The following is a 20,401-nucleotide window of genomic DNA, read 5'->3' as shown; positions in this document are numbered from 1 at the left end:
CGTCGGCCGCGCAACCGCCGACCCCGCCCTGGCGTCCGCGCGTTCGGTCGCCATGGGCACGGCGCGCGCGGACGCAAGGAGTCCTTAGAGTGGCTCCATGACGTCCACCGGTGAACGCACGCACGACATCGTCCTCTTCGGCGCGACCGGCTTCGTCGGTCGATTGACGGCCGGACACCTGGCCCGCAACGCCCCTGATGGCGCCCGGATCGCTCTCGCCGGACGGTCCCTGGAGCGCCTCGAGAAGGTGCGCTCGGGGCTGGACTCCAAGGCTGCCGACTGGCCGCTGCTGGTCGTCGACGCCTCGGACGAGGCCCAGGTCGCCGAATTGGCCGCGGCGACCCGGGTCGTCGCGACGACGGTCGGCCCCTACGCCAAATACGGTATGCCGCTCGTCGCGGCCTGCGCCGCCGCCGGCACCCACTACTGCGACCTCACCGGTGAGGTGCTCTTCGTCCGGGACGCGATCGACGCCTACCAGGACGAAGCGGCCGAGAGCGGCGCACGCATCGTCAACTCGTGCGGCTTCGACTCGATCCCCTCCGACCTCGGTGTCTGGGTGACGGCGCAGCAGGTCGCCGCAGACGGCGAGGGGACGCTCGGCGAGACCCTGCTCCACGTGCGCACCCTGCGCGGAGGCATCAGCGGCGGCACGATCGACTCGATGCGGCAACAGGCCATCGTCTCCTCGGCCGACCCGTCCGCCCGCCGTCGGGCCGGTGACCCCTATGGCCTGTCGCCGTCGCGAGACGAGGAGCCCTCGCACCGCAATCGGCGCCCCGCTCCACGCAACGTCCTCGAGAAGGTCTCGCGCCAGGTGCCGGTCAACCTCGACCCGGTGACCGGCCGGTGGAACGCACCCTTCTTCATGGCGTCCTACAACACCCGCATCGTGCGCCGCAGCAACGCCCTGACCAACTGGTCCTATGGCCGTGACTTCCGCTACGACGAGGTCATGGACACCGGGCGGGGCCCGGGCGGCGCCGTGAAGGCCGGCCTGACGACGGCGGTGCTCGGCGGCGTCTTCACCGGCATGTCCTTCGGGCCCTCCCGTCAGGTGCTCGACCGGGTGCTGCCCAAGCCCGGCGAAGGCCCGAGTGAAGAGCGGATGGCCGGTGGCAGGTTCGTCCTGCAGATCGAGACGACCACGACGACCGGCGCGCGCTATCGCACGACCGTCGCGGCCGACGAGGACCCCGGCTACTCGGGCACGGCGATCATGCTCGGCCAGTCCGCGCTCGCGCTCGCGTTCGACGGCGACATGCTGCCGGACGCTGCCGGCGTCCTGACGCCCGCCACCGGGATCGGCCAGCCGCTCGTCGACCGGTTGCGCGCCCACGGCTTCACCTTCGACTGCGTGCGCGTCTGACCGACCGGCGCCTCAGCGCGCGGCGACTCCGAGGACGCCGTGCTCGCCGAGCAGGGATTCAAGCGCACGCACATAGCCACTGGCGACCACGACCACGTCCGGCTGGATGCCGGCAGATGGCGCACGAGCATGCCGGTCGCCTGCGCAGGCCAGCCCAGGGTCGTCCGCTGGACGATGTGCGGCATCGTGCGGATCGCCAGGCGCACCCGTCGAGCTCCTGCCTCGACGAGGTCCACGGCGATCTCGGCGCCGGTGTTGCCCGGACCGACGACGGTTCATTTGCCATGAGGCGAAGGGTAGTGCGCATCACGCACGGGACCGGCTGCATCGGGGGAGGGCCCGGACTAGGCTGGTGGACAACGCAGCAGGAGGGTCGCCATGAGCGAGCACAGTCCGGTCAGCAACCTCACGACGGAGCAGTGCTGGGAGTTGCTGCACGCGCAGGAGTTCGGGCGGCTGGCCTTCCACCTGCTCGACGAGGTGCACATCGTGCCGCTGAACTATGCGGTGGACGCCGATCGCCGCCTCGTCTTCCGGACCGCCGAGGGCAGCAAGCTTCTCGGACTGACGATCAACGACGACGTGGCCTTCGAGATCGATGAGTTCGGCGATGAGGAGGCGCACAGCGTCGTCGTGCGCGGTCGCGCCCGGCAACTCGAGAGACACGAACTCGACGCGCTGGACCAGTTGCCGCTGCGACCGTGGGTCGACACCGCAAAATTCAACGTCATCGCCATCGACGTCGACGAGATCAACGGTCGCCGCTTCGAGCTCACGCGGCCGTGGACGCACTTGCGCCCGCCGCACGACCACGTCTGACCGGTCCCGACCCCAGCTTCTGCGTCACGCAGAAGCTGCCTTCGGTGGACGTCAGCGCTCGGAGAGCAACTCGGGCCGTTGTTCGAGGTGCGAGATCTCGCCCAGCGAGAGCAACCGCAGCCCCCGCTCACCCGAGTGGGAGAGCCGCATGATGCCTGTGTTGGGGAAGGTGCCGAAGATTCGCATCCACGTCTCGGCGCCCCCGCCGAGGACCTGGGAGGCGATGCTGTTGCCGACGCCGCCGGAGGTGACGACGACGGCCTGACCCAGGGGCGCGAGTCCTGAAACGAGCGCTCCCAGCACGTCCTCCACCCGCTGGGTGAACTCGCGATAGGACTCCAGATAGCCCGACCCTGTCTCGAACCAGCGCACCATCGCCTCGCCGAAGAGTGCGTCGAAGTCCCCGGCGGCTCCCCGCCCGGCGAAGTGCGCCAGCGCAGCGGTCATCGTCGCGTGTTCCGGAGCATGCGCCCGCACGATGTCGTCGGCGTCGAGCTCGTTCCACCGGTCGTCCTCGGCCACGGCGTGGTCCCACCCGGCGCCCTCGAGCAGCCCTGCCGCGGTCTCCCGGTGCCGACGCAGGGTCCCCGAGACCACGACATCGGGGCGTATGCCGCGGGCCGCCAGTTCGGCCCCCACCGCCCTTGCCTGGGCGTGGCCCTTGTCAGTGAGCTGGTCGTAGTCCTCTGCGTGCCAAGATGCCTCGCCGTGGCGCACCACATAGATCCGGCTCATCCGAGCAACTCCCGACAGCGGGCATCGAGCACGTGCACGACGATACCCATGAAGCGCGCCGTGGGATTGGTCGTCTGGCCGTGGAAGGCGCGGTAGTAGATCTGCTGGGCGATCCCGGCCAACCGGAACGTCCCGAAGAGCTCGTAGAACCGTCGGTCCTGCTCGGGCACGGTGATCCCGCGCCGTTCGGCATAGGCGTCCCACACCTGGACGCGCGTCCACATACCCGGGGCATCGGTGGGCTGGAGCCTGATGTTGCGGACGTCCTGCGGATCGTCGGCCTGACACCAGTAGGCCATGAGCGACCCAACGTCCATCAGGGGATCCCCGACCGTCGCGAGCTCCCAGTCAAGGACGCCGACGATGCGAGTGGGGTCCTCACGGTCGAGAACGAGGTTGTCGAAGCGGTAGTCGTTGTGGATCATCGCGTGCGGCTGCTCAGCGGGCTGGTGCGCCTCGAGCCAGGCCATGACCTCGGCGAAGTCCCCCACGTCCTCGGTACGGGCCCGGCGATACCGCTCGATCCAACCGCCGACCTGACGCTCGACGTAACCCGGACCCCGGTCAAGCTCGGCCAAACCTGAGGCATGGGGATCCACCCCGTGGAGGTCGACGAGTGCCTGAATCGCGTTGTCGCACAGACGATCCACCGTCGCGGACTCGTCGAGGCCAATGCCCACGGGGATGTCCTTGCGCAGGATCACGCCGTCGATCCGTTCCATGACGTAGAACTCGCTGCCGATCACCGCGTCGTCGAGGCAGTGCCCGACCATGCGTGGCACGAGAGGAAAGACCGGTGCCAGCGCTTGTTGGATCCGGAACTCGCGGCCCATGTCGTGAGCACCCTTGGCCTTGGTTCCCGAGGGCGGACGGCGCAGGATCAGGTTCCGACCGCTGGGGTAGGAGAGTTGATAGGTCAGGTTGGACGCGCCGCCGGTGAACTGCTTGACGATCGGCTCGTCTGCGATGCCAGAGGCATCAATTGCGTTCTCCCGAAGCCATTCCGTCACGGCCGCGACCTCAAAGGCATCTTCCTCGCGGACTGCGGCAGCGGCGTCGGCGCTCATCCGCCGAGCTCCCGACGCGCCAGGCGCGCGGCGCCGTCGCGGCCCCACACGGCATACGCCTCGGGGTCGGTGCGCTTCATCGCGACCATCGAGACCGCGATGTCGTCGGGCACGATGACCGCGTCACCCGCCTCGATGCCATGGAGGACCGCGGTCGCGATCTCGGCCGCAGTGAACGGCGCCTGCGTGATGAGGCCGATCGCGGTCGATTCCATCGCCGTGTCGGTGCCGCGCATGCTCTCGTGCAGGTTGGTCCGGAAGAACGACGGGCACACGACCGAGACCTTGATCCCCCAAGGGTCGAGCTCGAATCCGAGCGTCTCCGAGACGGCAACGACCGCGGCCTTCGTCGCGTTGTAGCTCGACATTCCCGGCCCGTGGATGAAGCCGGCCAATGAGGCAACGTTGACGATGTGACCGTCCCTCTGCCGCTTGAAGATTGGCGTGAACGTCCGACAGCCGCGCACGACACCCATCAGGTTGATGTCGAGGACGCGCTGCCAGTCCTCGGTCGTCTCGACGTCGATCCGGCCGCCGGTCGCGATGCCGGCGTTGTTGACCAGCAGGTCGAGGCGGCCCCACTCGCGGTCCACCCAGTCCCGGGCGGCTTCCCAGTCACGCTCGGAGCGCACGTCCAAGGTGAGGTATGCCGCGTCGCCCGGCACGCTCTCGGGGCGGCTCTCCGCGAGGTCACCGACGACGACGAGATCTCCCTGTGCGAGAAGGGCTTTCGTCAGCGCCAAGCCGAGACCGGAGGCGCCGCCGGTGACCAGCGCCCTCATCGCGCACCCGCCTCCGCCGCTGCGGCCGCGGCATACGGCTTGAGCAGATGCCTTGCCACGACGCCGAGGTGAACCTCATCCGGCCCATCGGCGAGGCGGAGCGAGCGCGCGCCCGCATAGGCCGTTGCGAGCGGGAAATCCGGACCCATCCCGGCGCCACCGTGGAGTTGGATGGCGAGATCGATGACGTCACAAGCCATTTGGGGCACTGCTGCCTTGATCTCGGACACCTCCGAGAGCGAGCCCGCCGTGCCATAGGTGTCGAGCTTCCACGCGGCGTGCAGGACGTGCAATCGGGCCTGGTTGATCGCGATCCGTGCCTTCGCCAGACGCTCCCGGTTGCCGCCGAGGTTGGCGATCGGCTTACCGAACGCGACGCGACGGACCGAGCGCTCACAGGCCAGTTCCAGGGCGTACTCCGCCAGGCCGATGAGGCGCATGCAGTGATGCACTCGCCCCGGCCCGAGTCGGCCCTGGGCGATCTCGAAGGCCCGCCCCGGCCCAGCGATGATCGCCTCGGCCGGGAGGCGCACGTCGGTGAGCGTCACCTCGCCGTGGCCGATCGGTTCGTCGTAGACGCCCATGGCGGTCAGCAGCCGCTCGACCTTCACGCCGGGCGCGTCGAGCGGGACGGCGACCATCGAGTGCTGTTGATGGCGGGGCGCCGACTCGTCGGTCAGGCCCATGAAGATCCCGACCTTGGCGTCGGGGTGGCCGGCGCCGGTGGACCACCACTTGCGTCCGTTGATGACGACCTCGTCGCCGTCCAGGCGCGCGGTGGCCTCCATATTGGTGGCGTCCGAGGAAGCGACGCCCGGCTCGGTCATCAGGAAGACACTGCGGATGCGACCGTCCAGCAAGGGGTCGAGCCACTGATCCTTCTGCCCCTGCGAGCCGTACTTGAGCAGCACTTCCATGTTGCCTGTGTCCGGCGCGTTGCAGTTGAACACCAACGGCGCGAGATAGCTGCGACCGGTCGCCTCGGCGACTGGCGCGTAGTCGAGGTTGGTCAGACCCGCCGCGCCATCGGTGCCGTACTTCGCGGCATACGCACCCTCGTGGCCGGCGGGGAGGAAGAGATTCCACAGGCCACCCGACCGGGCCTTCGTCTTCAACTCCTCGATGAGCGGATGCACCGTCCAGGGGTCCGCGCCGCGGGCGCGCCGGGCCAGGATGTCGGCGGTGATGACCTCTTCGGCGGGCAGCACCTCGGTGTCGACGAAGGTGCGGACACGCTCGGCAAGGTCGGCGGCGCGGGAGCTGTGGGCGAAGTCCATGGGATTGACGGTAGCGTCTTGTTGAGCAATGCTCAATAGCACTATGGTGCGCCTCACCCCCGACGAACGTCGTCGGCAACTGCTCGGCATCGGGCTGCGGATGTTCGTCGACAAGCCGGTGCAGGAGGTGTCGATCGACGCGGTGGCCGCCGAGGCCGGCATCTCGCGCGGACTGCTCTTCCACTACTTCCCGACCAAGACGGCCTACCACCAGGCCGTCGTCGCGGCGGCCGGACGACGCTTCCTGCGCAACGCCCGACCCGACGATGGCGCAACCGGCGAGGTCGCGCTGGAGCAGGTCACGCGCCGCTTCATCGAGCAGATCCGGCGACGGCGAGCCTTCTATGTCGCCCTCGTCTTCGGTCAAGGGCCGGTGTCGATCCCGACGCCGGAGGGCGAGGAGGAATTCGCGACCACCCTGCGCGCCCGCCTCGCCGACCTCGTCATCGAGCGTTGTGGGTATGCCGCGGCGGCGCGACCCGTGGTCCACGCCTGGGTCGCCTACGTCGAGGACCGGGCCATCGAGTCCTCAGCGGACGCCTCGAATGTGGAGGTCACGGCCCTGGTGGCCCACTGCACTCGAGCCCTGGAAGCGCTGCAGGAAACCCCCACCCAGCGTCCGCGTGTTCCGTTGCCATAACGACGGAAGACGCGGACGCAAGGAGTTCGGTGGGTCCGTCGGATCAGGCGGGCGGTCCGGGCGCCAAAGTCACGGGCACACCGTTGAGGACGCCGTTGGCGCTGACCTGCTCGGTGCGTGAGGGGTCGGTGAGGTCGTTGATGGACGCACCCGGCAGCGTCACCGCGTGCCGCATCCGCACACCAGCTTTGCGACCGTGCCCATAGCCGTGGGGCAGCGACACCACGCCGCGCATCATGTCCTCGCTGGCCGCGCATTCGACGACGATCTGCCCACTCGCGGATCGCACCGACACCTCGTCACCGTCCACGATCCCACGCTTCGCGAGATCGTCGGGGTGGACGAGCAACTGGTGGCGCGCTCGGCCCTTCGTCAGGCGCGGCGCGTTGTGCAGCCACGAGTTGTTGTCGCGCTGGTGGCGCCGACCGATGAGCAGCAGCTCGTCGGGCGCCAGCCGGATCGGACCCACGTCCAGGTGATCGGCCAGCTCGGCGACGGCCGACATCGGCACGTCGTGCGCCAGGTCGATCCGCTTCGTCGGCGTCTGCAGCCGGTCAGGCAGCACCGACTCCAGCGGCCCGAGATCGATCCCGCCGGGTCGCTTCGCGACCTTCTTGACCCCACCGCGCACCGGTCCGACCCGCAGGAGCCCGTCGACAATCATCCGCGGCGGCACGCGGAATCGCCCTTGGTCCACGACCGACGGCTTCTCGCCGCGGGCCCGGATGAGGGCCAGCGCCAGATCGCGCGCGACCTCCCAGTCGTGGCGGGCGTCATCCGGCTTCTCGAAGAGCGCGGGCGACCAGCGCGCCGTGTTGCGCACGGCAAGAGTGTGGAAGATCAGGTCGTAGTGCTCCCGCTCCAGCGGCCCGGTCGGCGGCAGGATCACGTCCGCGTGCCGGGTCGTCTCGTTGACATAGATGTCGATGGCGACCATGAAGTCGAGCCCGCCCAGCGCCTCGTCCAACCGGTGCCCACCGGGCGTCGACGACACTGGGTTGCCGGCGATCGACACCAAGCCTCGGATCTGCCCCTCCCCCGGGGTCAGGATCTCGTCGGCCAGTGTCGACACAGGAAGCTCGGATCCGAACTCCGGCAACCCCTTTGCCCGCGACTGCCACGCCCCGAAGTGCCCGGCCGCGACGATCTTGTGCCCGACGAGATCAATCGCCGGTGACGTGAGCATGGTCCCGCCGGGTCGGTCGAGGTTGCCGGTGAGGATGTTGATGCATTGAATCGCCCACTGGCACACCACGCCATAGGCCTGGGTCGACACCCCCATCCGGCCGTGGAGCGCAGCCGCCCGCGCCCCGTGCAGGTCCGCCGCCAACCCCCGGATCGTGGCGGCCGGCATACCGGAGAAGGACTCGGCCACCTCGGGGGTGAAGGGCTCGACCGCTCGCCGCACCGCCTCCACCCCGTCGACATATGCCGCGGGGCTGGCGCCCAGCGCCAGCACCTCGCGCAACATCGCCAAGAGCACCCAGACGTCGGTGCCGGGTCGGACGAAGTGATGCTCGTCGGCAACCTTGGCCGTCTCCGTGCGACGCGGATCCACGACGACGAATCGTCCTCCGCGAGAGGCGAGTTCGCGACGCCGGGCGGGGAAGTCCGGAACCGTCCAGATCGAGCCGTTGCTGGCCATCGGGTTGTGGCCGAAGAGCACGAGCAGGTCGGTGCGGTCGATGTCGGGCACCGGCAGGAGGAACTGGTGGCCGTAGAGGGCCCACGCCATGAGTTGGTGCGGCAACTGGTCGACCGACGTGGCGCTGAAGGTGTTCTTCGTGCCCAGGGTGCGGACGAGGTTGATGCCGTGGGTCAATGCCCCGAGCGAGTGGACGTTGGGATTCCCGAGGTAGACACCGACACCATTGCGACCGTGTTCGGCCTGGACCTGCGCGAGCCTGGTGGCGACCAGGCTGATCGCCTCGTCCCACTCCATCTCGACCCAGTCGTCGCCGGCGCGCCGCACCGGCTTGCGCAGCCGATCAGGGTCAGCATGGATGTCCTGCAGCGCAATGGCTTTCGGGCAGATGTGGCCGCGGCTCAGCGGGTCACCCTCGTGGCCGCGGATCGACTCGATCTGCTCGTCGCGCAGTTTGACCTCGAGGCCACAGCTCGCCTCGCAGAGCACGCAGGTGATGTATGCCGTCCGCTCGACGGGATCGGTCGCGCTGTCGTTCATGGGTTCAGTCCTTCCGACCGTGCTCAGGTGACGCCGCCGGGTCGATCGTGTGCCCGGCCACATGGTTTCGCAACGCAGGGAGGTCACGCTCGATCGTCGTCCACACGATCTCCCAGTCCATGGCTCGAGGCTCATGGCCAACCCGATTGCGCATGCCGCGCAACGCAGCCCAGTCCACCTCGGGGTGTCGGACGAGCAGCTCCTCAGGCAGGCCTGCGGAAACTGTCGTCCCGATCCGGTTGAGGACCGCTTCCGCAGCACGGCGGTGGATCACGCTGGCGAAGAAGGCTTCCCGACCCGCGCCGACCAGGATCGCCGCCTCGTCGCAGTAATCGAGCAGGTCCGCCAATCGCTCGGCGACCAGCACTTGGCTTGTCACGAGGCCACCGGCACCATTTCGCGCCGGACCCGCTCGCCGAAGCGGCCCTCCAGGGCGCCGATGGAGACCAGGTCGACCGGGATGCCGAGGAGGTCACTGACCTCCCGCTCCAGCCGGACGACGTCCAGCAGGGAGGTCCCCCGGGGGAACTCCACGAGCAGATCCAGATCCGACTCGGCGTGGTCGGTCCCTCTCGCGACGGAGCCGAAGACGCGGACATCGACGATCCCCTCCCGTTCGAGCAGCGCGAGGAGGTCGTCTCGGCGAGCCGCGAGGACGGTCGAGGGCCGACGGCTGGTTGCGATCCTGACCCGCTCCAGGATCTTGTCGGTCGTCGGGCGTCGACCTGCTTCGTAGGCCGCGAGATTGGGCTGCGCGATTCCGGTCGCTCGGGCGAGGTCACGCTGACTCATGCCAGCGCGCTCCCGCAGGGCCCGGACGGTCTCCACGCCTTGATGATATCGCTCGTTGATATCTCCTGTGCGGGCGAGGAGGATCAGGTCGGTCCAGAGGGACTGAGCCCAAACACCCTCATCCATCGGATCGAGTTACACGTCGTCGATTGACCCTTGAGTCAACGTGGCGTTCGTGAGCGTCCGATCAGTGCAGTCGAGGTCCATAGGGTCGCGCGTCGCCACCGAGCGAACGATGCTGCGTCACGGCCGTGTTCGCTGCCGACAGCAGCACGGACTGCTCGGCACGCTCCCGCGCGAAGGTGCGCGCGGCGTCCGCCGTCCAGGTCTCGTCGAAGAGCCGCTTGCTCGCGGCCACCGCGTCCGGGGAGCGGGTGGCGAGCTCGTCGAGCAGGGCCAGCCCCGCGGCATACGGGTCGTCGGCGAGCTCACTGGCGACGCCGAGGGCGACGGCCCGGGTCCCGTCGAAGATCTCGCCGGTCATGGCCAGCCGCTTGGCGACATCGATGCGGACCAGTTCCGAGAGTGCCTGCACTCCACTCATGTCGGGCACGAGGCCCCACTTGGCCTCCAACACCGACCACGTGGCGTCCGGGGTCGTGAAGCGGTAGTCGGCGGCGAGGGCGATCTGCAGGCCACCCCCGAGGCAGTGACCGTGCACGGCAGCGACGACCGGCACGGCAAGCCGCCGCCAGGCCCACGGTGCCTCCTGGAACAGATTCGTGCCGCGATCCGCATCGGGCGCAAAGACCGCGTTCACGCGCTCCGGCTCGGCCATGACTGTCGCGAAATCCAGCCCCGCGCAGAAGGCGCGACCCTCGCCGGAGAGCAACACCCCGCGCAGGGTCAGGTCACCGGCCAGCGACTCCGCCACGGCCTGCAACTGCTCGAGCAGGTCGAGGGTGAGCGAGTTGAGCTTGTCCGGACGGTTGAGGCGGACATCGGCCAGGCGGGCGCCCCCGCGCTCGAGGATCGTGCAGGTGACGAGTTCGGTCATGCCCGACAGGTTACCCGCCAGTATCCACCGTGACCTCGCCTGCTACGTCGCAGTAAGTGCGGCGATCGCGACATCTACTGCGACGAGCCGCGACAGACGAGGCTTGTTGGGACGAGCCGCGACAGACGAGCAGCGCCGGGACGAGCAGCGAGGAACCAGCAGCCGCGGGCCCAGCCGGTCAGGACGTGACGTCCATCGCCACCTGTTCGCGCTTGTGGAACAGGATCGACAGGCCGAAGACGACCAGCCCACCCAACGCCAACACGGCACCGACCAGGCTGGGCGCGGCATACCCATGGCCGCGGGCGATGACGATGCCGCCGAGCCAGGCACCGACCGCATTGGCGATGTTGAGCGAGGCGTGGGCGCTCGCCGCACCCAAGGTCTTGGCCGAGTTCGCCACCGTGATGAGGCGCATCATGACGCCGACCGCGAGGATCGCGGCGAACAGCGAGGCGATGAAGACAAAGAGCACCGCCGCGACGAACCACTTCGCCACCAGCGCCAGGACCACCAGCACGACCGACATGCCCACCGACGCGATGACGATGGTTCGCAGCACCGACCAGTCGGACATCCGCCCACCGATCGTGTTGCCGACGATCCCGCCGAGGCCGAAGGCGAAGAGCGCCACCGGCACGAACCGCTCGGGCTGCCCGGCAACCTCGGTGATGAGCGGCGCGACGTACGAATACATCGCGAACATGCCGCCGAAGCCGATCGACCCCGCGATGAACGTCAGTGCCACCTGCATCGACCCGAAGGCGCGCAACTCCTGCATCACCGAGTTCGCGTCGGCCTGCACGATCCGCGGCACGAAGACGGCGATCATCGCCAGCGCCCCCAGCGCCACCACGGCGACGAACCAATAGGCGCTGCGCCACCCGATCGCCTGCCCCATCCAGGTCACCAGAGGCACGCCGGCGACGTTTGCGATCGGGATGCCGAGCATCACTCGGCCCACGGCACGACCGGCCTGCCCGGCAGGTGCCAAGTCGATGGCTACCAGCGTCGCCACCCCGAAGTAGGCACCGTGCGGCAGGCCCGCGAGCACACGGGCTCCGACGAGCGAGCCATAGCCGGGGGCAAGGGCGGACAGGACGTTGCCGACGATGATCGCGACGACCAACCCCAGCAGCAGGCCCTTGCGTGGTTTGGATGCACCCCATGCGGCGAGGACGGGTGCACCGATGACGACGCCCACGGCATACGCACTGATGGCGTGACCGGCGGTCGGGATGTCCACTCGCACGCCGCCGGCGATCTGCGGGAGCAAGCCCATCGTGACGAACTCGGTGATGCCGATCGCCACGCCACCCAGGATGAGAGCAATCGTGGCGAGGCTGGAGTGCTTGGGCGTGGTCACCAAGGGTCCAACGGGCGACCCTCGCGGATATTCCGCCGGAACACCTGCTGGGCGCACACCGATCTAGGCTCAGGTCTCATGCGCGCTGCCCGGATCACCGAACTCACCGGACCGTCCTCGATCACCGCCGAGGACCTCGACGCACCTGCCCCTCCCGAGGACGGTGTCGTCATCGACGTCCGCGCCGCAGGAGTGTGCTTCCCTGATGTGCTGCTCTCGCGCGGGGAGTACCAGATGAAGCCCGACCCACCCTTCACTCCGGGGTGCGAGGTCGCCGGGGTCGTCAGTGCCGTCGGCCCCCGCAGTCGGTATGCCGTGGGCGACCGGGTCGCGGCCTTCCCCTTCCTCGGTGGGTTCGCCGAGCAGGTCGCCTGCGCCGATGTGTTGACCTTCGCCCTGCCGGACTCGGTGGGCTTCGAGGCCGGCGCGGCGCTGCCGATGAACTACTTCACCGTGCACTTCGCGCTCGTCACCCGCGGAGGGCTCCGAGCCGGTGAGAGCGTCCTCGTCCATGGGGCGGCCGGCGGGATCGGGACGGCCGCCGTCCAACTCGCCAAGGCTCTCGGCGCGACCGTGTATGCCGTGGTGTCCGACGACGCGAAGGCCGCCGTCGCGCTGGAGGCGGGCGCCGACGAGGCCATCCTCGCCGACGGCTTCCTCTCCCGGGTCAAGGAGCTCACTGGCGGCCGGGGTGTCGATGTCGTCGTCGACCCGGTCGGCGGTGACCGCTTCACCGACTCGCTGCGGTCCCTGGCGACCTTGGGGAGGCTGCTCGTCATCGGCTTCACGGCCGGGTCGATCCCCGAGGTCAAGGTCAACCGGCTCCTGCTCAACAACGTCAGCGTGGTGGGTGTCGGGTGGGGCGCCTACTGGATGAGCCGCCCGGAATTCCTCGCCCGCCAATGGGAGGACCTGCTCCCCCTGCTCAATGCCGGCGCCCTCACGCCGGTCATCGGACAGACCTTCACCCTGGAGCAGACTGCCGAGGCGATCGCCCTCCTCGAGGAGCGTCGGGCCACCGGCAAGGTCCTCGTCCTCCCCCGGACCCAGACCGTCGAGTGAGGAGAACACGCGGTGTCAGCGCCACGGCATACCGCATGTTCTCCTCACTCGACTGTCGGAAACTAGGGTGGGCGTCATGACCACGGTGCGCGAGTTCCGCAACCTCCACACCCATGGCTTCGCCCGCGTCGCCGCGTGCACGGTGCCGGTGGCGATGGCGGACCCGGCAACCAACGCGGCGCGGATCGCGGAGCAGGTGCAGGCCCTCCATGACGACGGCGTCGACGTCGCCCTCTTCCCAGAGCTCTCGCTCTCCGGCTACGCCATCGACGACCTGCTCCTCCAGGACGTCCTCCTCGATGCCGTCGACGCCGCGGTCGTCAACCTGGCAAAGGCAACGACCAAGTTGCGCCCGGTCGTCGTCGTGGGCGCCCCGATCCGCAGCGGGGCCCGCCTCTACAACTGCGCCGTCGTCCTGCACCGCGGCGAGGTCCTCGGCGTCGTGCCCAAGGTCAACCTGCCCAACTACCGCGAGTTCTACGAGAAGCGCTGGTTCGCCTCCGGTGACGACGCCCGCGGCACGATGCTCACCCGCGCGCACTGGCCCGGCGCCGACGAGGACGGGGACGTCCCCTTCGGCCCGGACCTCATCTTCCGCGCCACCGACCTGCCCGACCTGACGATCCACGTCGAGGTCTGCGAGGACATGTGGGTGCCGATCCCCCCGAGCGCCCGCGCCGCCCTCGCCGGCGCCCACGTCCTGCTCAACCTCTCGGCCTCCCCCATCACCGTCGCCCGCGCCGAGGATCGCCACCTGCTCGCGCGCTCGGCCTCCTCCCGCTGCAATGCCGCCTACCTGTATGCCGCGGCGTCGGCCGGGGAGTCCACCACCGACCTCTCGTGGGACGGCATGACAATGGCCTACGAGATGGGAGATCTGCTCGGCCAGAGCGCGCGCTTCCCGGAGGGGGCAGCCTCCACAGTTGTCGACATCGACCTGGATCGGTTGCGGCAGGAACGAATTCGTCAGGGATCGTTCGACGACAACCGACGCAGCGAATTGATCGGCACCGAAGATGGTGAGCTCTTCCGGGTCGTCGAGTTCGACCTTCAGCCCGCCGGCGGAGACCTCGGCCTGCGTCGCCCGCTCGACCGCTTCCCCTTCGTGCCCGACGACGAGGCGCGGCTCGCCCTCGACTGCTACGAGGCCTACAACATCCAGGTCAGCGGCCTCGAGCAGCGGCTGCGCGCCATCGCCGGCGGCTCGGCGGGCAAACCCCTCGACCCGCAGCGCGCGCCCAAGATCGTCATCGGCGTCTCCGGCGGCCTCGACTCCACCCACGCGCTCATCGTCGCTGCCAAGGCGTGCGACCGCCTCGGCCTGCCGCGCACCCACATCCTCGGCTTCACGATGCCCGGCTTCGCGACGAGCAAGGGCACCAAGTCCAACGCGATCACCCTCATGGAGTCCCTGGCGATCACGTGGGAGGAACTCGACATCCGCCCGGCCGCAGCTCAGATGCTCAAGGACCTGGGCCACCCCGCCGGCGAGGGCGCGGAGGTCTACGACGTCACCTTCGAGAACGTCCAGGCCGGCCTGCGCACCGACTTCCTCTTCCGCGCCGCCAACCAGCGCGGCGGCATCGTCCTTGGGACCGGCGACCTGTCCGAGCTGGCGCTCGGCTGGTGCACCTATGGCGTCGGCGACCAGATGTCGCACTACGGCGTCAACGCCGGCGTCCCCAAGACCCTCATGCAGCACCTGATCCGCTGGGTCGTCTCATCGGGACAGCTGGAGGCAGCCGATGCCAAGGGCGGCGTCAACGACGTGCTCACCGCGATCCTCACCCAGGAGATCTCCCCCGAGCTCATCCCTGCCAAGCCGGGCGAGAAGATGCAGTCCACCGAGGACTCGATCGGCCCCTACGCCCTGCACGACTTCACCCTCTTCCACGTGCTGCGACGCGGGTACCGGCCGAGCAAGATCGCCTTCCTGGCTCTGCACGCCTGGCAGGACGAGTCCTCCGGCGAGTGGCCGGCGGGTTACCCGGAGGCCGACCACACGGCATACGACCTGGCGACGATCAAGCGGTGGGAGCAGGTCTTCTTCAAGCGCTTCTTCGCCAACCAGTTCAAGCGCTCGGCCCTGCCCAACGGCCCCAAGGTCGTGAGCGGCGGGACGATGTCGCCGCGTGGCGACTGGCGGATGCCCTCGGACGCGAGCGCCAAGGCGTGGCTCGACGAGCTCGACGGAGGGGTCCCCGGGGACTGAATCACCTACTGTCCGAGGGACTCCAGCGCCCGACCGTCGAGTCGGAAGCGGGTCCACTCGTCCATCGCCTCGGCACCGATCGAGCGATAGAAACCGATCGACGGCTCGTTCCAGTCCAGCACCCACCACTCGAGTCGGTGGTAGCCGCGGTCGACACAGATCTCCGCGAGCGCCTGGAGCAGCGCCTGACCGAGCCCGAGGCCGCGCCACTGCTCCCGGACATAGAGGTCCTCGAGCCAGATCCCGTTGGTACCGGTCCAGGTCGAGAAGGACAGGAACCACAGGGCCATCCCAGCCGCCTCCCACTCCCCTCCCGCGACCCGCACCTCCGCGACATGCCCGTATGCCGTGGGCGCACCATCGGTGGGAAAGAGCACCGCCGCGAACTGCTCCGGCGTCGCGGTCGCCTCCTCCACGGCCCGTTCGTACTCGGCGAGCTCACGGACGAAGGCCAGCAGTGCGGGGATGTCGGTTGGCTCGGCCGGGCGGATACGGGTCTCCATGGCCTGATCCTTCCCCAAAGGTCTCCGGCCCAGACCCGGCGGTGCCACGTGCTCGCGGTTTGCTCGCCCTGACCGAGCAAACGGCAAGCGTCCGGCGGCACTCACCGCACGACGCTCCCGATCGGACGACGATCCGACGACCCGACAATCCGACCGACCCGACCACCCGACCAGCACCTCGGCCGCCCCGGTCGAGTTGAATGGACGGCATGTCCGACGAACGCATCTCCGCCAGCCGCGTCATCCCGGCGCCCGCAGACCGGGTCCTGGCCGTCCTGCGCGACCCCGACGGGCACGTCGCCATCGACTCCAGCGGCATGCTCCAGTCCGCCGAGGGCGAGCGGGTCGAGCAGGAGGGCGACGGCTTCCTCGTCCATATGGACCGCGAGGCGCTCGGCGACTACGACCTGGGCCGCTACGACGTCACGGTGCGCATCACGGCATACCGGCCGGACACGCAGATCGAATGGCGGATCGAGAGCCCGCGATTCGACATCGGCCACCGCTACGGCTACCGGCTGCGGGCGGTCGAGGGCGGCACCGAGGTCGAGAGCTACTGCGACTGGTCGATGATCGACGAGAAGTGGAAGCCGATCTTCCCGGTCATCGACGCCAAAGCCCTCAAGGCGACCCTGGGCATCCTCGAGCGGGCCGTCCTGCGCGGCTACCCGCGGCCACTCGCCGTCCGGTGAACAGACAGTCGAGTGTCAACAGAGGGTGGGTCCCACGGGCAAACACCCACCATCTGCTGACACGCGACCGTCTGCTCGACCCACTCGCAGCGCACATCCGGCGCACCCTCAAGGACCGCGTGTCCGGCGGTGACGCGGCGAGCCAGCAGGAGCGCGAGGACCGGATCTGGCGGGCGCCGGGCGAGCGCTGGTTCACTCCGGACGACCCGATCTGGTGGGCCCACTCTGACGCCTCGATCTTCGTCGGTGGTATCGCTGCCCTCCTCGTGCAATCCCTCCACCCACTGGCGATGGCCGGCGTCATGGGGCACAGCTCCTTCCGCGACGACCCGTGGCGGCGCCTCCACATCACCGCTGACCACGTCGCCATCACCACCTATGCGCCGGTCCCCGACGCCGAACGGCAGGTGCGCATCGTCAACGCCGTCCACAAACGCGTCGTCGGCACCGCTCCCGACGGCCGTTCGTATGCCGCGAGCGACCCCCACCTGCTCACCTGGGTCCACGTTGCCGAGACCTGGGCCTTCCTCGCCTGCTACCAGCGCTTCGGTCCGAAACCGTTGTCCCCCAGCGACGCCGACGCCTATGTGTCGAGCATGGCCGAGATCGGTGCACGCTTGGGGGTGCCCGACCCGCCGCGGACGGTGGCCGCGCTGGAGGGTGCGCTCGCGGCATACGGTCCGGAGCTGGAGGGGACGAGCGACGCCCGGGAGACCGCGAGCTTCCTCCTCGACGACCCACCGCTGAGGGGTCCCGAGCGCTGGACGTATGCCGCGTTGTCGGCGGCCGCTGTCGCCACCGTCCCAGCGTGGACGCGAGAGATGCTGGGCCGCAACGCTTCGGGGGCGCGACTGAAAGCCGGAGCAACGGCGGGACACCTCGCGGTCAAGGGACTGCGCGCGGCGATGGCACATCCGGCGCACGAGCCGCACTGGCAGGCCGAGCTAACCCGCAGCGACGCGCCGTTCAGTCCTCGCGCAGCAGCGCCTTGATGTCCTCGGCCGTGATCGCACCGGACAGTGCGCCACCGTCGTCGACGACCTGCTCGAAGAGGTCGCGCTTGCGCTCCTGTAGGGCCAGGACCTTCTCCTCGATGGTGCCGCCGGAGATCAGCCGATAGACCATGACCTTGCTCGTTTGACCGATCCGGTGCGTGCGGTCTATCGCCTGCGCCTCGGCGGCAGGGTTCCACCAGGGGTCGAGGACGAAGACATAGCTCGCCTCGGTGAGGGTCAGGCCGAAACCACCGGCCTTGAGCGAGATGAGGAAGGCGGTCTGGTCGCCCGTGCGCCAGCCGCGGATGACGTCCGGGCGGTTGGTCGTCGTGCCGTCGAGGTAGGCCGTGGGGATGCCCTCGCGATCGAGGCGCGCCTCGACCCGCCGCAGGAAGCGGGTGAACTGGCTGAAGACCAGCGCCCGGTGCCCCTCCCGACGGAGCTCGGTGAGGTGCTCGACGAGGGCGTCGATCTTGGCCGAGCCGACCTCGGCGTGCTCGTCGTCGACGAGCGCCGGGTCGAGCGAGAGCTGCCGCAGCCGGGTGAGCGAGGAGAGGATCGCGATCCGGTTCGCCTCGGGGTCGTCGAGCAGGCCGAGCACGCGCTGGCGCTCGCGCTGGAGCTGGCGTGAGTAGATGCGCTCGTGCTGCGGGTTCATGGCGATGTCGAGCACCTGCACCTGCTTCTCCGGCAGGTCGGCGGCCACCTCGGACTTGGTGCGACGCAGCATGAGCGGCCGGATGCGGGTGCGAAGCCGGTCGAGCAGCTCGGGCTCGCGGCCGGACTCGATCGGCCGGCGATAGACCGCCGAGAAGGCGTCGGCCCGCGGATAGAGACCCGGTGCGGCCAGCGCCAGGAGTGACCAGAGGTCCATGAGTGAGTTCTCGAGTGGCGTGCCGGTGACCGCCAGGACGAAGGGCGCCCGCAGGCGCCGGATCGCCGCGTGTCCCTTGGAGCGAGGGTTCTTGACGAACTGTGCCTCGTCGAGCACGACACCCGCCCACGGCACCGAGGCGATGGCGACGTCGTCGATCCGCGCCACGGCATACGAGGTGACGACGAGCTCCGCGCCCGCCACCGACTCGCTGATCGCCACCCCACGCCGGCGCTCGGTCTCCCCCAACAGCACCACGCGCAGGTCCGGCGCGAAACGCTCGGCCTCACCCCGCCAGGTCTCCAGCACCGACGTCGGCGCGACGACGAGGAAGGGCTGGCCGAGCTCGCCACGATCCTTGGCGTGCAGCACGAGCGCGAGGGCCTGCAGGGTCTTGCCCAGGCCCATGTCGTCGGCGAGCACGCCCCCCAGACGCGCCTCCCACAGGGTCGCCAGCCACTGGAAACCGCTCACCTGGTAGGGCCGCAGGGTCGCCTTGAGCCCGATCGGGATCGGCCGGTCGGCGAGGTCGAGCGAGGCGAGGGCCTCGACCCGCTCCTGCCAGGCGGCACCACCGCTCAGCTCACCGAGGTCGGCCAACTCGTCCCAGAGCGAGACCTGGAAGCGGTTGAGTCGCGCCCCGTCGCGCGGTGGCCGGTCGTCGAGCTCGCGCGCCTCCCCGATGAGGTCGCGCAGCCGGATCAGGTCGGGGTGGTCGAGCCGGAACCACGTGCCCGAGTCGAGCACCATCGCCTCGTCGCCGCGCACGAGGGCTTGGAACAGCGGCTCGAAGGGCACCTCCTGGTCGTCGACGCGCACGGTGATCCGCAGGTCCAGCCAGTCGTTGTCGCCGTCGTCGGCCCCGATCTCGATCGTCGGGGCTTCCGTCACCTCTTGGTATGCCGGGAGCTCACCGTGGATGAGGACCCGCACCTGCGGATGGGTCTCGAGGTCGGGAAGCACGTCGAGCGCGAAGCGCGCGGACTCGACCGCCCGCCGACAGGCAGTGGCGGACCTTGGCCAGCCACCAGTGCTCGTTCTGCATGCCGCGTTGCCGGCTTCCGGGGAGGGCGTCGAGCAGGTCGAGGGCGGCGAGGAGCCTGCGCTCGGCGGCTTCGTCGCGCAGGGTGCCGGCAGCGGGATCGTCGAGCCGGACGAGGACGTCGCCACCGAGGTCGTAGGCGAGGGCGAGGTCGAGGTCGAGGCCGTTGGTGGCATTGGTGCGGACGTCGACGACGAGCACCGGGGTCGCATCGCGCAGCGAGTCGACGTTGCCGTCGCCGGAACGGATCCGGATGGCGCCCCCGAGGCGGGGCAGGAAGAGTCGCCGGAAGCGCTCGGCATCCGCGGCCGGCACGTGGAGCGGGACGTGGTCGAGGGCCACGGAGCGGAGGGTGTCGGGCAGGGGGCGGTCGAAACCGCGCAGGGCGAGGCGTCGGGTGGCACCCTCGGTCCACATCGCCCACAGTCCGTGCGCCGGTGCGCCGATGAGCCCGCGCTCGGCCCGCTCGGGGAAGACATCGTCGCCGAGGTCGACGGTGACGGAGAGGTCGTCCTCGCCGGTGATGACCAGGGCGATTTGGGCGTCGTCGGGCTCGAGGGTGACCTCGAGGCCGGAGCCTCGGGGACCGACGAGCTCGACGCCGGCGCGCACCGCTCGATGGAGGATCGCCCACCCGTCGCCGCCGAGCTGGTCGAGCCGGAGCTCGGTGAGGGAGAGCTGGGAGTAGACCGGCAGGTGGGCGGAGCCGAGCCGATGCAGGGCCACCAGGGCCTCACGCTGGGCGGGAACTGCCGGGTGGCGCAGGGCGTCACCGATCTCGTTCCAGGGCAGGCGCTTGGCCCACTGCCCACCGATGAGCTGGCGGGTGGCCTGGAGGACGACGCGGCGCTCCGGGAGCCGGGCCGGTGGCGGTCCGGGCCGCGTGACGAGGTCGACGACCAGCCCGAGCGGGTGCCCTCCGAGCGGCAGGTGCTCACCGTCGGTCGCCCTGGGCCCGTCGAGCATCGGCGCGAGGACCGACTCCCAAGATC

General features: G+C 69.5%; 18 protein-coding genes and 1 pseudogene. 7 read left to right on the top strand and 12 right to left on the bottom strand.

What is annotated here, in order from left to right; genetic code table 11:
• Positions 1-97 precede the first annotated feature (97 nt).
• Positions 98-1,369, top strand: coding sequence for a saccharopine dehydrogenase family protein (locus tag BN10_RS02035; protein WP_010849486.1), 1,272 nt, complete (start codon positions 98-100; stop codon positions 1,367-1,369).
• A 378-nt stretch (positions 1,370-1,747) separates the two neighbouring features.
• On the top strand, positions 1,748-2,188 hold the full coding sequence (locus BN10_RS02030; RefSeq protein WP_010849485.1) for a pyridoxamine 5'-phosphate oxidase family protein: 441 nt from the start codon (positions 1,748-1,750) through the stop codon (positions 2,186-2,188).
• A 51-nt stretch (positions 2,189-2,239) separates the two neighbouring features.
• Here the strand turns inward: BN10_RS02030 and BN10_RS02025 are convergent, their stop codons facing one another.
• The 4 genes from BN10_RS02025 to BN10_RS02010 are packed head-to-tail and all read right to left on the bottom strand — an operon-like array spanning position 2,240 to position 6,049.
• Positions 2,240-2,923 carry a histidine phosphatase family protein gene (locus BN10_RS02025; protein ID WP_010849484.1) on the bottom strand — a complete coding sequence of 228 codons (684 nt, stop codon included), beginning with the start codon at positions 2,921-2,923 and terminating at the stop codon, positions 2,240-2,242.
• Positions 2,920-3,990, bottom strand: a complete 1,071-nt coding sequence (locus BN10_RS02020; RefSeq protein ID WP_010849483.1) for a phosphotransferase family protein — start codon at positions 3,988-3,990, stop codon at positions 2,920-2,922. Before BN10_RS02020 ends, BN10_RS02025 begins: the two co-directional genes overlap by 4 nt.
• Positions 3,987-4,772: an SDR family NAD(P)-dependent oxidoreductase gene (locus tag BN10_RS02015; RefSeq protein WP_010849482.1), complete on the bottom strand. Its 786-nt coding sequence runs from the start codon at positions 4,770-4,772 to the stop codon at positions 3,987-3,989. The genes BN10_RS02020 and BN10_RS02015 overlap by 4 nt, the downstream gene beginning before the upstream one ends.
• Entirely contained in the window at positions 4,769-6,049 is a 1,281-nt protein-coding gene (locus tag BN10_RS02010) for an acyl-CoA dehydrogenase family protein (RefSeq protein ID WP_010849481.1), read from the bottom strand. Before BN10_RS02010 ends, BN10_RS02015 begins: the two co-directional genes overlap by 4 nt.
• A 43-nt stretch (positions 6,050-6,092) precedes the next feature.
• Here BN10_RS02010 and BN10_RS02005 point away from each other — a divergent pair, with 43 nt between their 5' ends.
• A complete protein-coding gene (locus tag BN10_RS02005) occupies positions 6,093-6,689 on the top strand; it encodes a TetR/AcrR family transcriptional regulator (protein ID WP_010849480.1) in 597 nt (198 codons plus the stop codon).
• A 43-nt stretch (positions 6,690-6,732) separates the two neighbouring features.
• Here BN10_RS02005 and BN10_RS02000 read toward each other — a convergent pair whose 3' ends face one another.
• From BN10_RS02000 to BN10_RS01980, 5 genes are all read right to left on the bottom strand, one after another.
• On the bottom strand, positions 6,733-8,874 hold the full coding sequence (locus tag BN10_RS02000; RefSeq protein ID WP_010849479.1) for a molybdopterin-dependent oxidoreductase: 2,142 nt from the start codon (positions 8,872-8,874) through the stop codon (positions 6,733-6,735).
• 4 nt (positions 8,875-8,878) lie between these two features.
• Positions 8,879-9,253 (bottom strand): HepT-like ribonuclease domain-containing protein, encoded by a 375-nt coding sequence (locus BN10_RS01995; protein WP_010849478.1) that lies wholly within the window; start codon positions 9,251-9,253, stop codon positions 8,879-8,881.
• Positions 9,250-9,702 (bottom strand): nucleotidyltransferase domain-containing protein, encoded by a 453-nt coding sequence (locus BN10_RS01990; RefSeq protein ID WP_233354239.1) that lies wholly within the window; start codon positions 9,700-9,702, stop codon positions 9,250-9,252. The genes BN10_RS01995 and BN10_RS01990 overlap by 4 nt, the downstream gene beginning before the upstream one ends.
• 151 nt (positions 9,703-9,853) lie before the next feature.
• Complete coding sequence (locus BN10_RS01985; protein ID WP_010849476.1) at positions 9,854-10,663, bottom strand: crotonase/enoyl-CoA hydratase family protein; 810 nt, start codon at positions 10,661-10,663, stop codon at positions 9,854-9,856.
• Positions 10,664-10,841: 178 nt separating this feature from the next.
• Positions 10,842-12,029, bottom strand: coding sequence for an MFS transporter (locus BN10_RS01980; protein ID WP_010849475.1), 1,188 nt, complete (start codon positions 12,027-12,029; stop codon positions 10,842-10,844).
• Positions 12,030-12,107: 78 nt separating this feature from the next.
• On the opposite strand from BN10_RS01980, the gene BN10_RS01975 reads away from it, so the two are divergent.
• Positions 12,108-13,091: an NADPH:quinone oxidoreductase family protein gene (locus BN10_RS01975; RefSeq protein ID WP_010849474.1), complete on the top strand. Its 984-nt coding sequence runs from the start codon at positions 12,108-12,110 to the stop codon at positions 13,089-13,091.
• A 76-nt stretch (positions 13,092-13,167) separates the two neighbouring features.
• Positions 13,168-15,303, top strand: a complete 2,136-nt coding sequence (locus tag BN10_RS01970) for an NAD(+) synthase (protein WP_010849473.1) — start codon at positions 13,168-13,170, stop codon at positions 15,301-15,303.
• 5 nt (positions 15,304-15,308) lie between these two features.
• Here BN10_RS01970 and BN10_RS01965 read toward each other — a convergent pair whose 3' ends face one another.
• Positions 15,309-15,806, bottom strand: coding sequence for a GNAT family N-acetyltransferase (locus BN10_RS01965; protein ID WP_010849472.1), 498 nt, complete (start codon positions 15,804-15,806; stop codon positions 15,309-15,311).
• Between the two features lie 209 nt (positions 15,807-16,015).
• Between BN10_RS01965 and BN10_RS01960 the strand changes: the two genes are divergently transcribed.
• Entirely contained in the window at positions 16,016-16,498 is a 483-nt protein-coding gene (locus tag BN10_RS01960; RefSeq protein WP_040752288.1) for an SRPBCC family protein, read from the top strand.
• Positions 16,499-16,617: 119 nt separating this feature from the next.
• Positions 16,618-17,490, top strand: coding sequence for an oxygenase MpaB family protein (locus tag BN10_RS01955; protein WP_198013986.1), 873 nt, complete (start codon positions 16,618-16,620; stop codon positions 17,488-17,490).
• On the opposite strand, the gene BN10_RS01950 is transcribed toward BN10_RS01955, so the two are convergent.
• Positions 17,465-19,330, bottom strand: coding sequence for a DEAD/DEAH box helicase (locus BN10_RS01950; protein WP_010849469.1), 1,866 nt, complete (start codon positions 19,328-19,330; stop codon positions 17,465-17,467). The genes BN10_RS01955 and BN10_RS01950 overlap by 26 nt on opposite strands.
• Positions 19,278-20,401, bottom strand: a pseudogene (locus tag BN10_RS17110) (hypothetical protein); the annotation flags it as partial. The gene BN10_RS01950 and the pseudogene BN10_RS17110, both read right to left, overlap by 53 nt.

Origin of the sequence: Phycicoccus elongatus Lp2, from assembly GCF_000367525.1 — a bacterium.
GTDB classification, from domain to species: Bacteria; Actinomycetota; Actinomycetes; order Actinomycetales; family Dermatophilaceae; genus Phycicoccus_A; species Phycicoccus_A elongatus.
The sequence above is the reverse complement of the archived record's forward strand: the minus strand, read 5'-3'. Positions and strand labels throughout refer to the sequence as shown.

Coding starts and splice junctions, on each gene's coding strand:
- BN10_RS02020 (WP_010849483.1), bottom strand. CDS start 3,990: ATGAGCGCCGACGCCGCTGCCGCAGTCCGCGAGGAAGATGCCTTTGAG.
- BN10_RS01960 (WP_040752288.1), top strand. CDS start 16,016: ATGTCCGACGAACGCATCTCCGCCAGCCGCGTCATCCCGGCGCCCGCA.
- BN10_RS02025 (WP_010849484.1), bottom strand. CDS start 2,923: ATGAGCCGGATCTATGTGGTGCGCCACGGCGAGGCATCTTGGCACGCA.
- BN10_RS02035 (WP_010849486.1), top strand. CDS start 98: ATGACGTCCACCGGTGAACGCACGCACGACATCGTCCTCTTCGGCGCG.
- BN10_RS01975 (WP_010849474.1), top strand. CDS start 12,108: ATGCGCGCTGCCCGGATCACCGAACTCACCGGACCGTCCTCGATCACC.
- BN10_RS01970 (WP_010849473.1), top strand. CDS start 13,168: ATGACCACGGTGCGCGAGTTCCGCAACCTCCACACCCATGGCTTCGCC.
- BN10_RS02010 (WP_010849481.1), bottom strand. CDS start 6,049: ATGGACTTCGCCCACAGCTCCCGCGCCGCCGACCTTGCCGAGCGTGTC.
- BN10_RS02005 (WP_010849480.1), top strand. CDS start 6,093: ATGGTGCGCCTCACCCCCGACGAACGTCGTCGGCAACTGCTCGGCATC.
- BN10_RS02030 (WP_010849485.1), top strand. CDS start 1,748: ATGAGCGAGCACAGTCCGGTCAGCAACCTCACGACGGAGCAGTGCTGG.
- BN10_RS01985 (WP_010849476.1), bottom strand. CDS start 10,663: ATGACCGAACTCGTCACCTGCACGATCCTCGAGCGCGGGGGCGCCCGC.
- BN10_RS02000 (WP_010849479.1), bottom strand. CDS start 8,874: ATGAACGACAGCGCGACCGATCCCGTCGAGCGGACGGCATACATCACC.
- BN10_RS02015 (WP_010849482.1), bottom strand. CDS start 4,772: ATGAGGGCGCTGGTCACCGGCGGCGCCTCCGGTCTCGGCTTGGCGCTG.
- BN10_RS01965 (WP_010849472.1), bottom strand. CDS start 15,806: ATGGAGACCCGTATCCGCCCGGCCGAGCCAACCGACATCCCCGCACTG.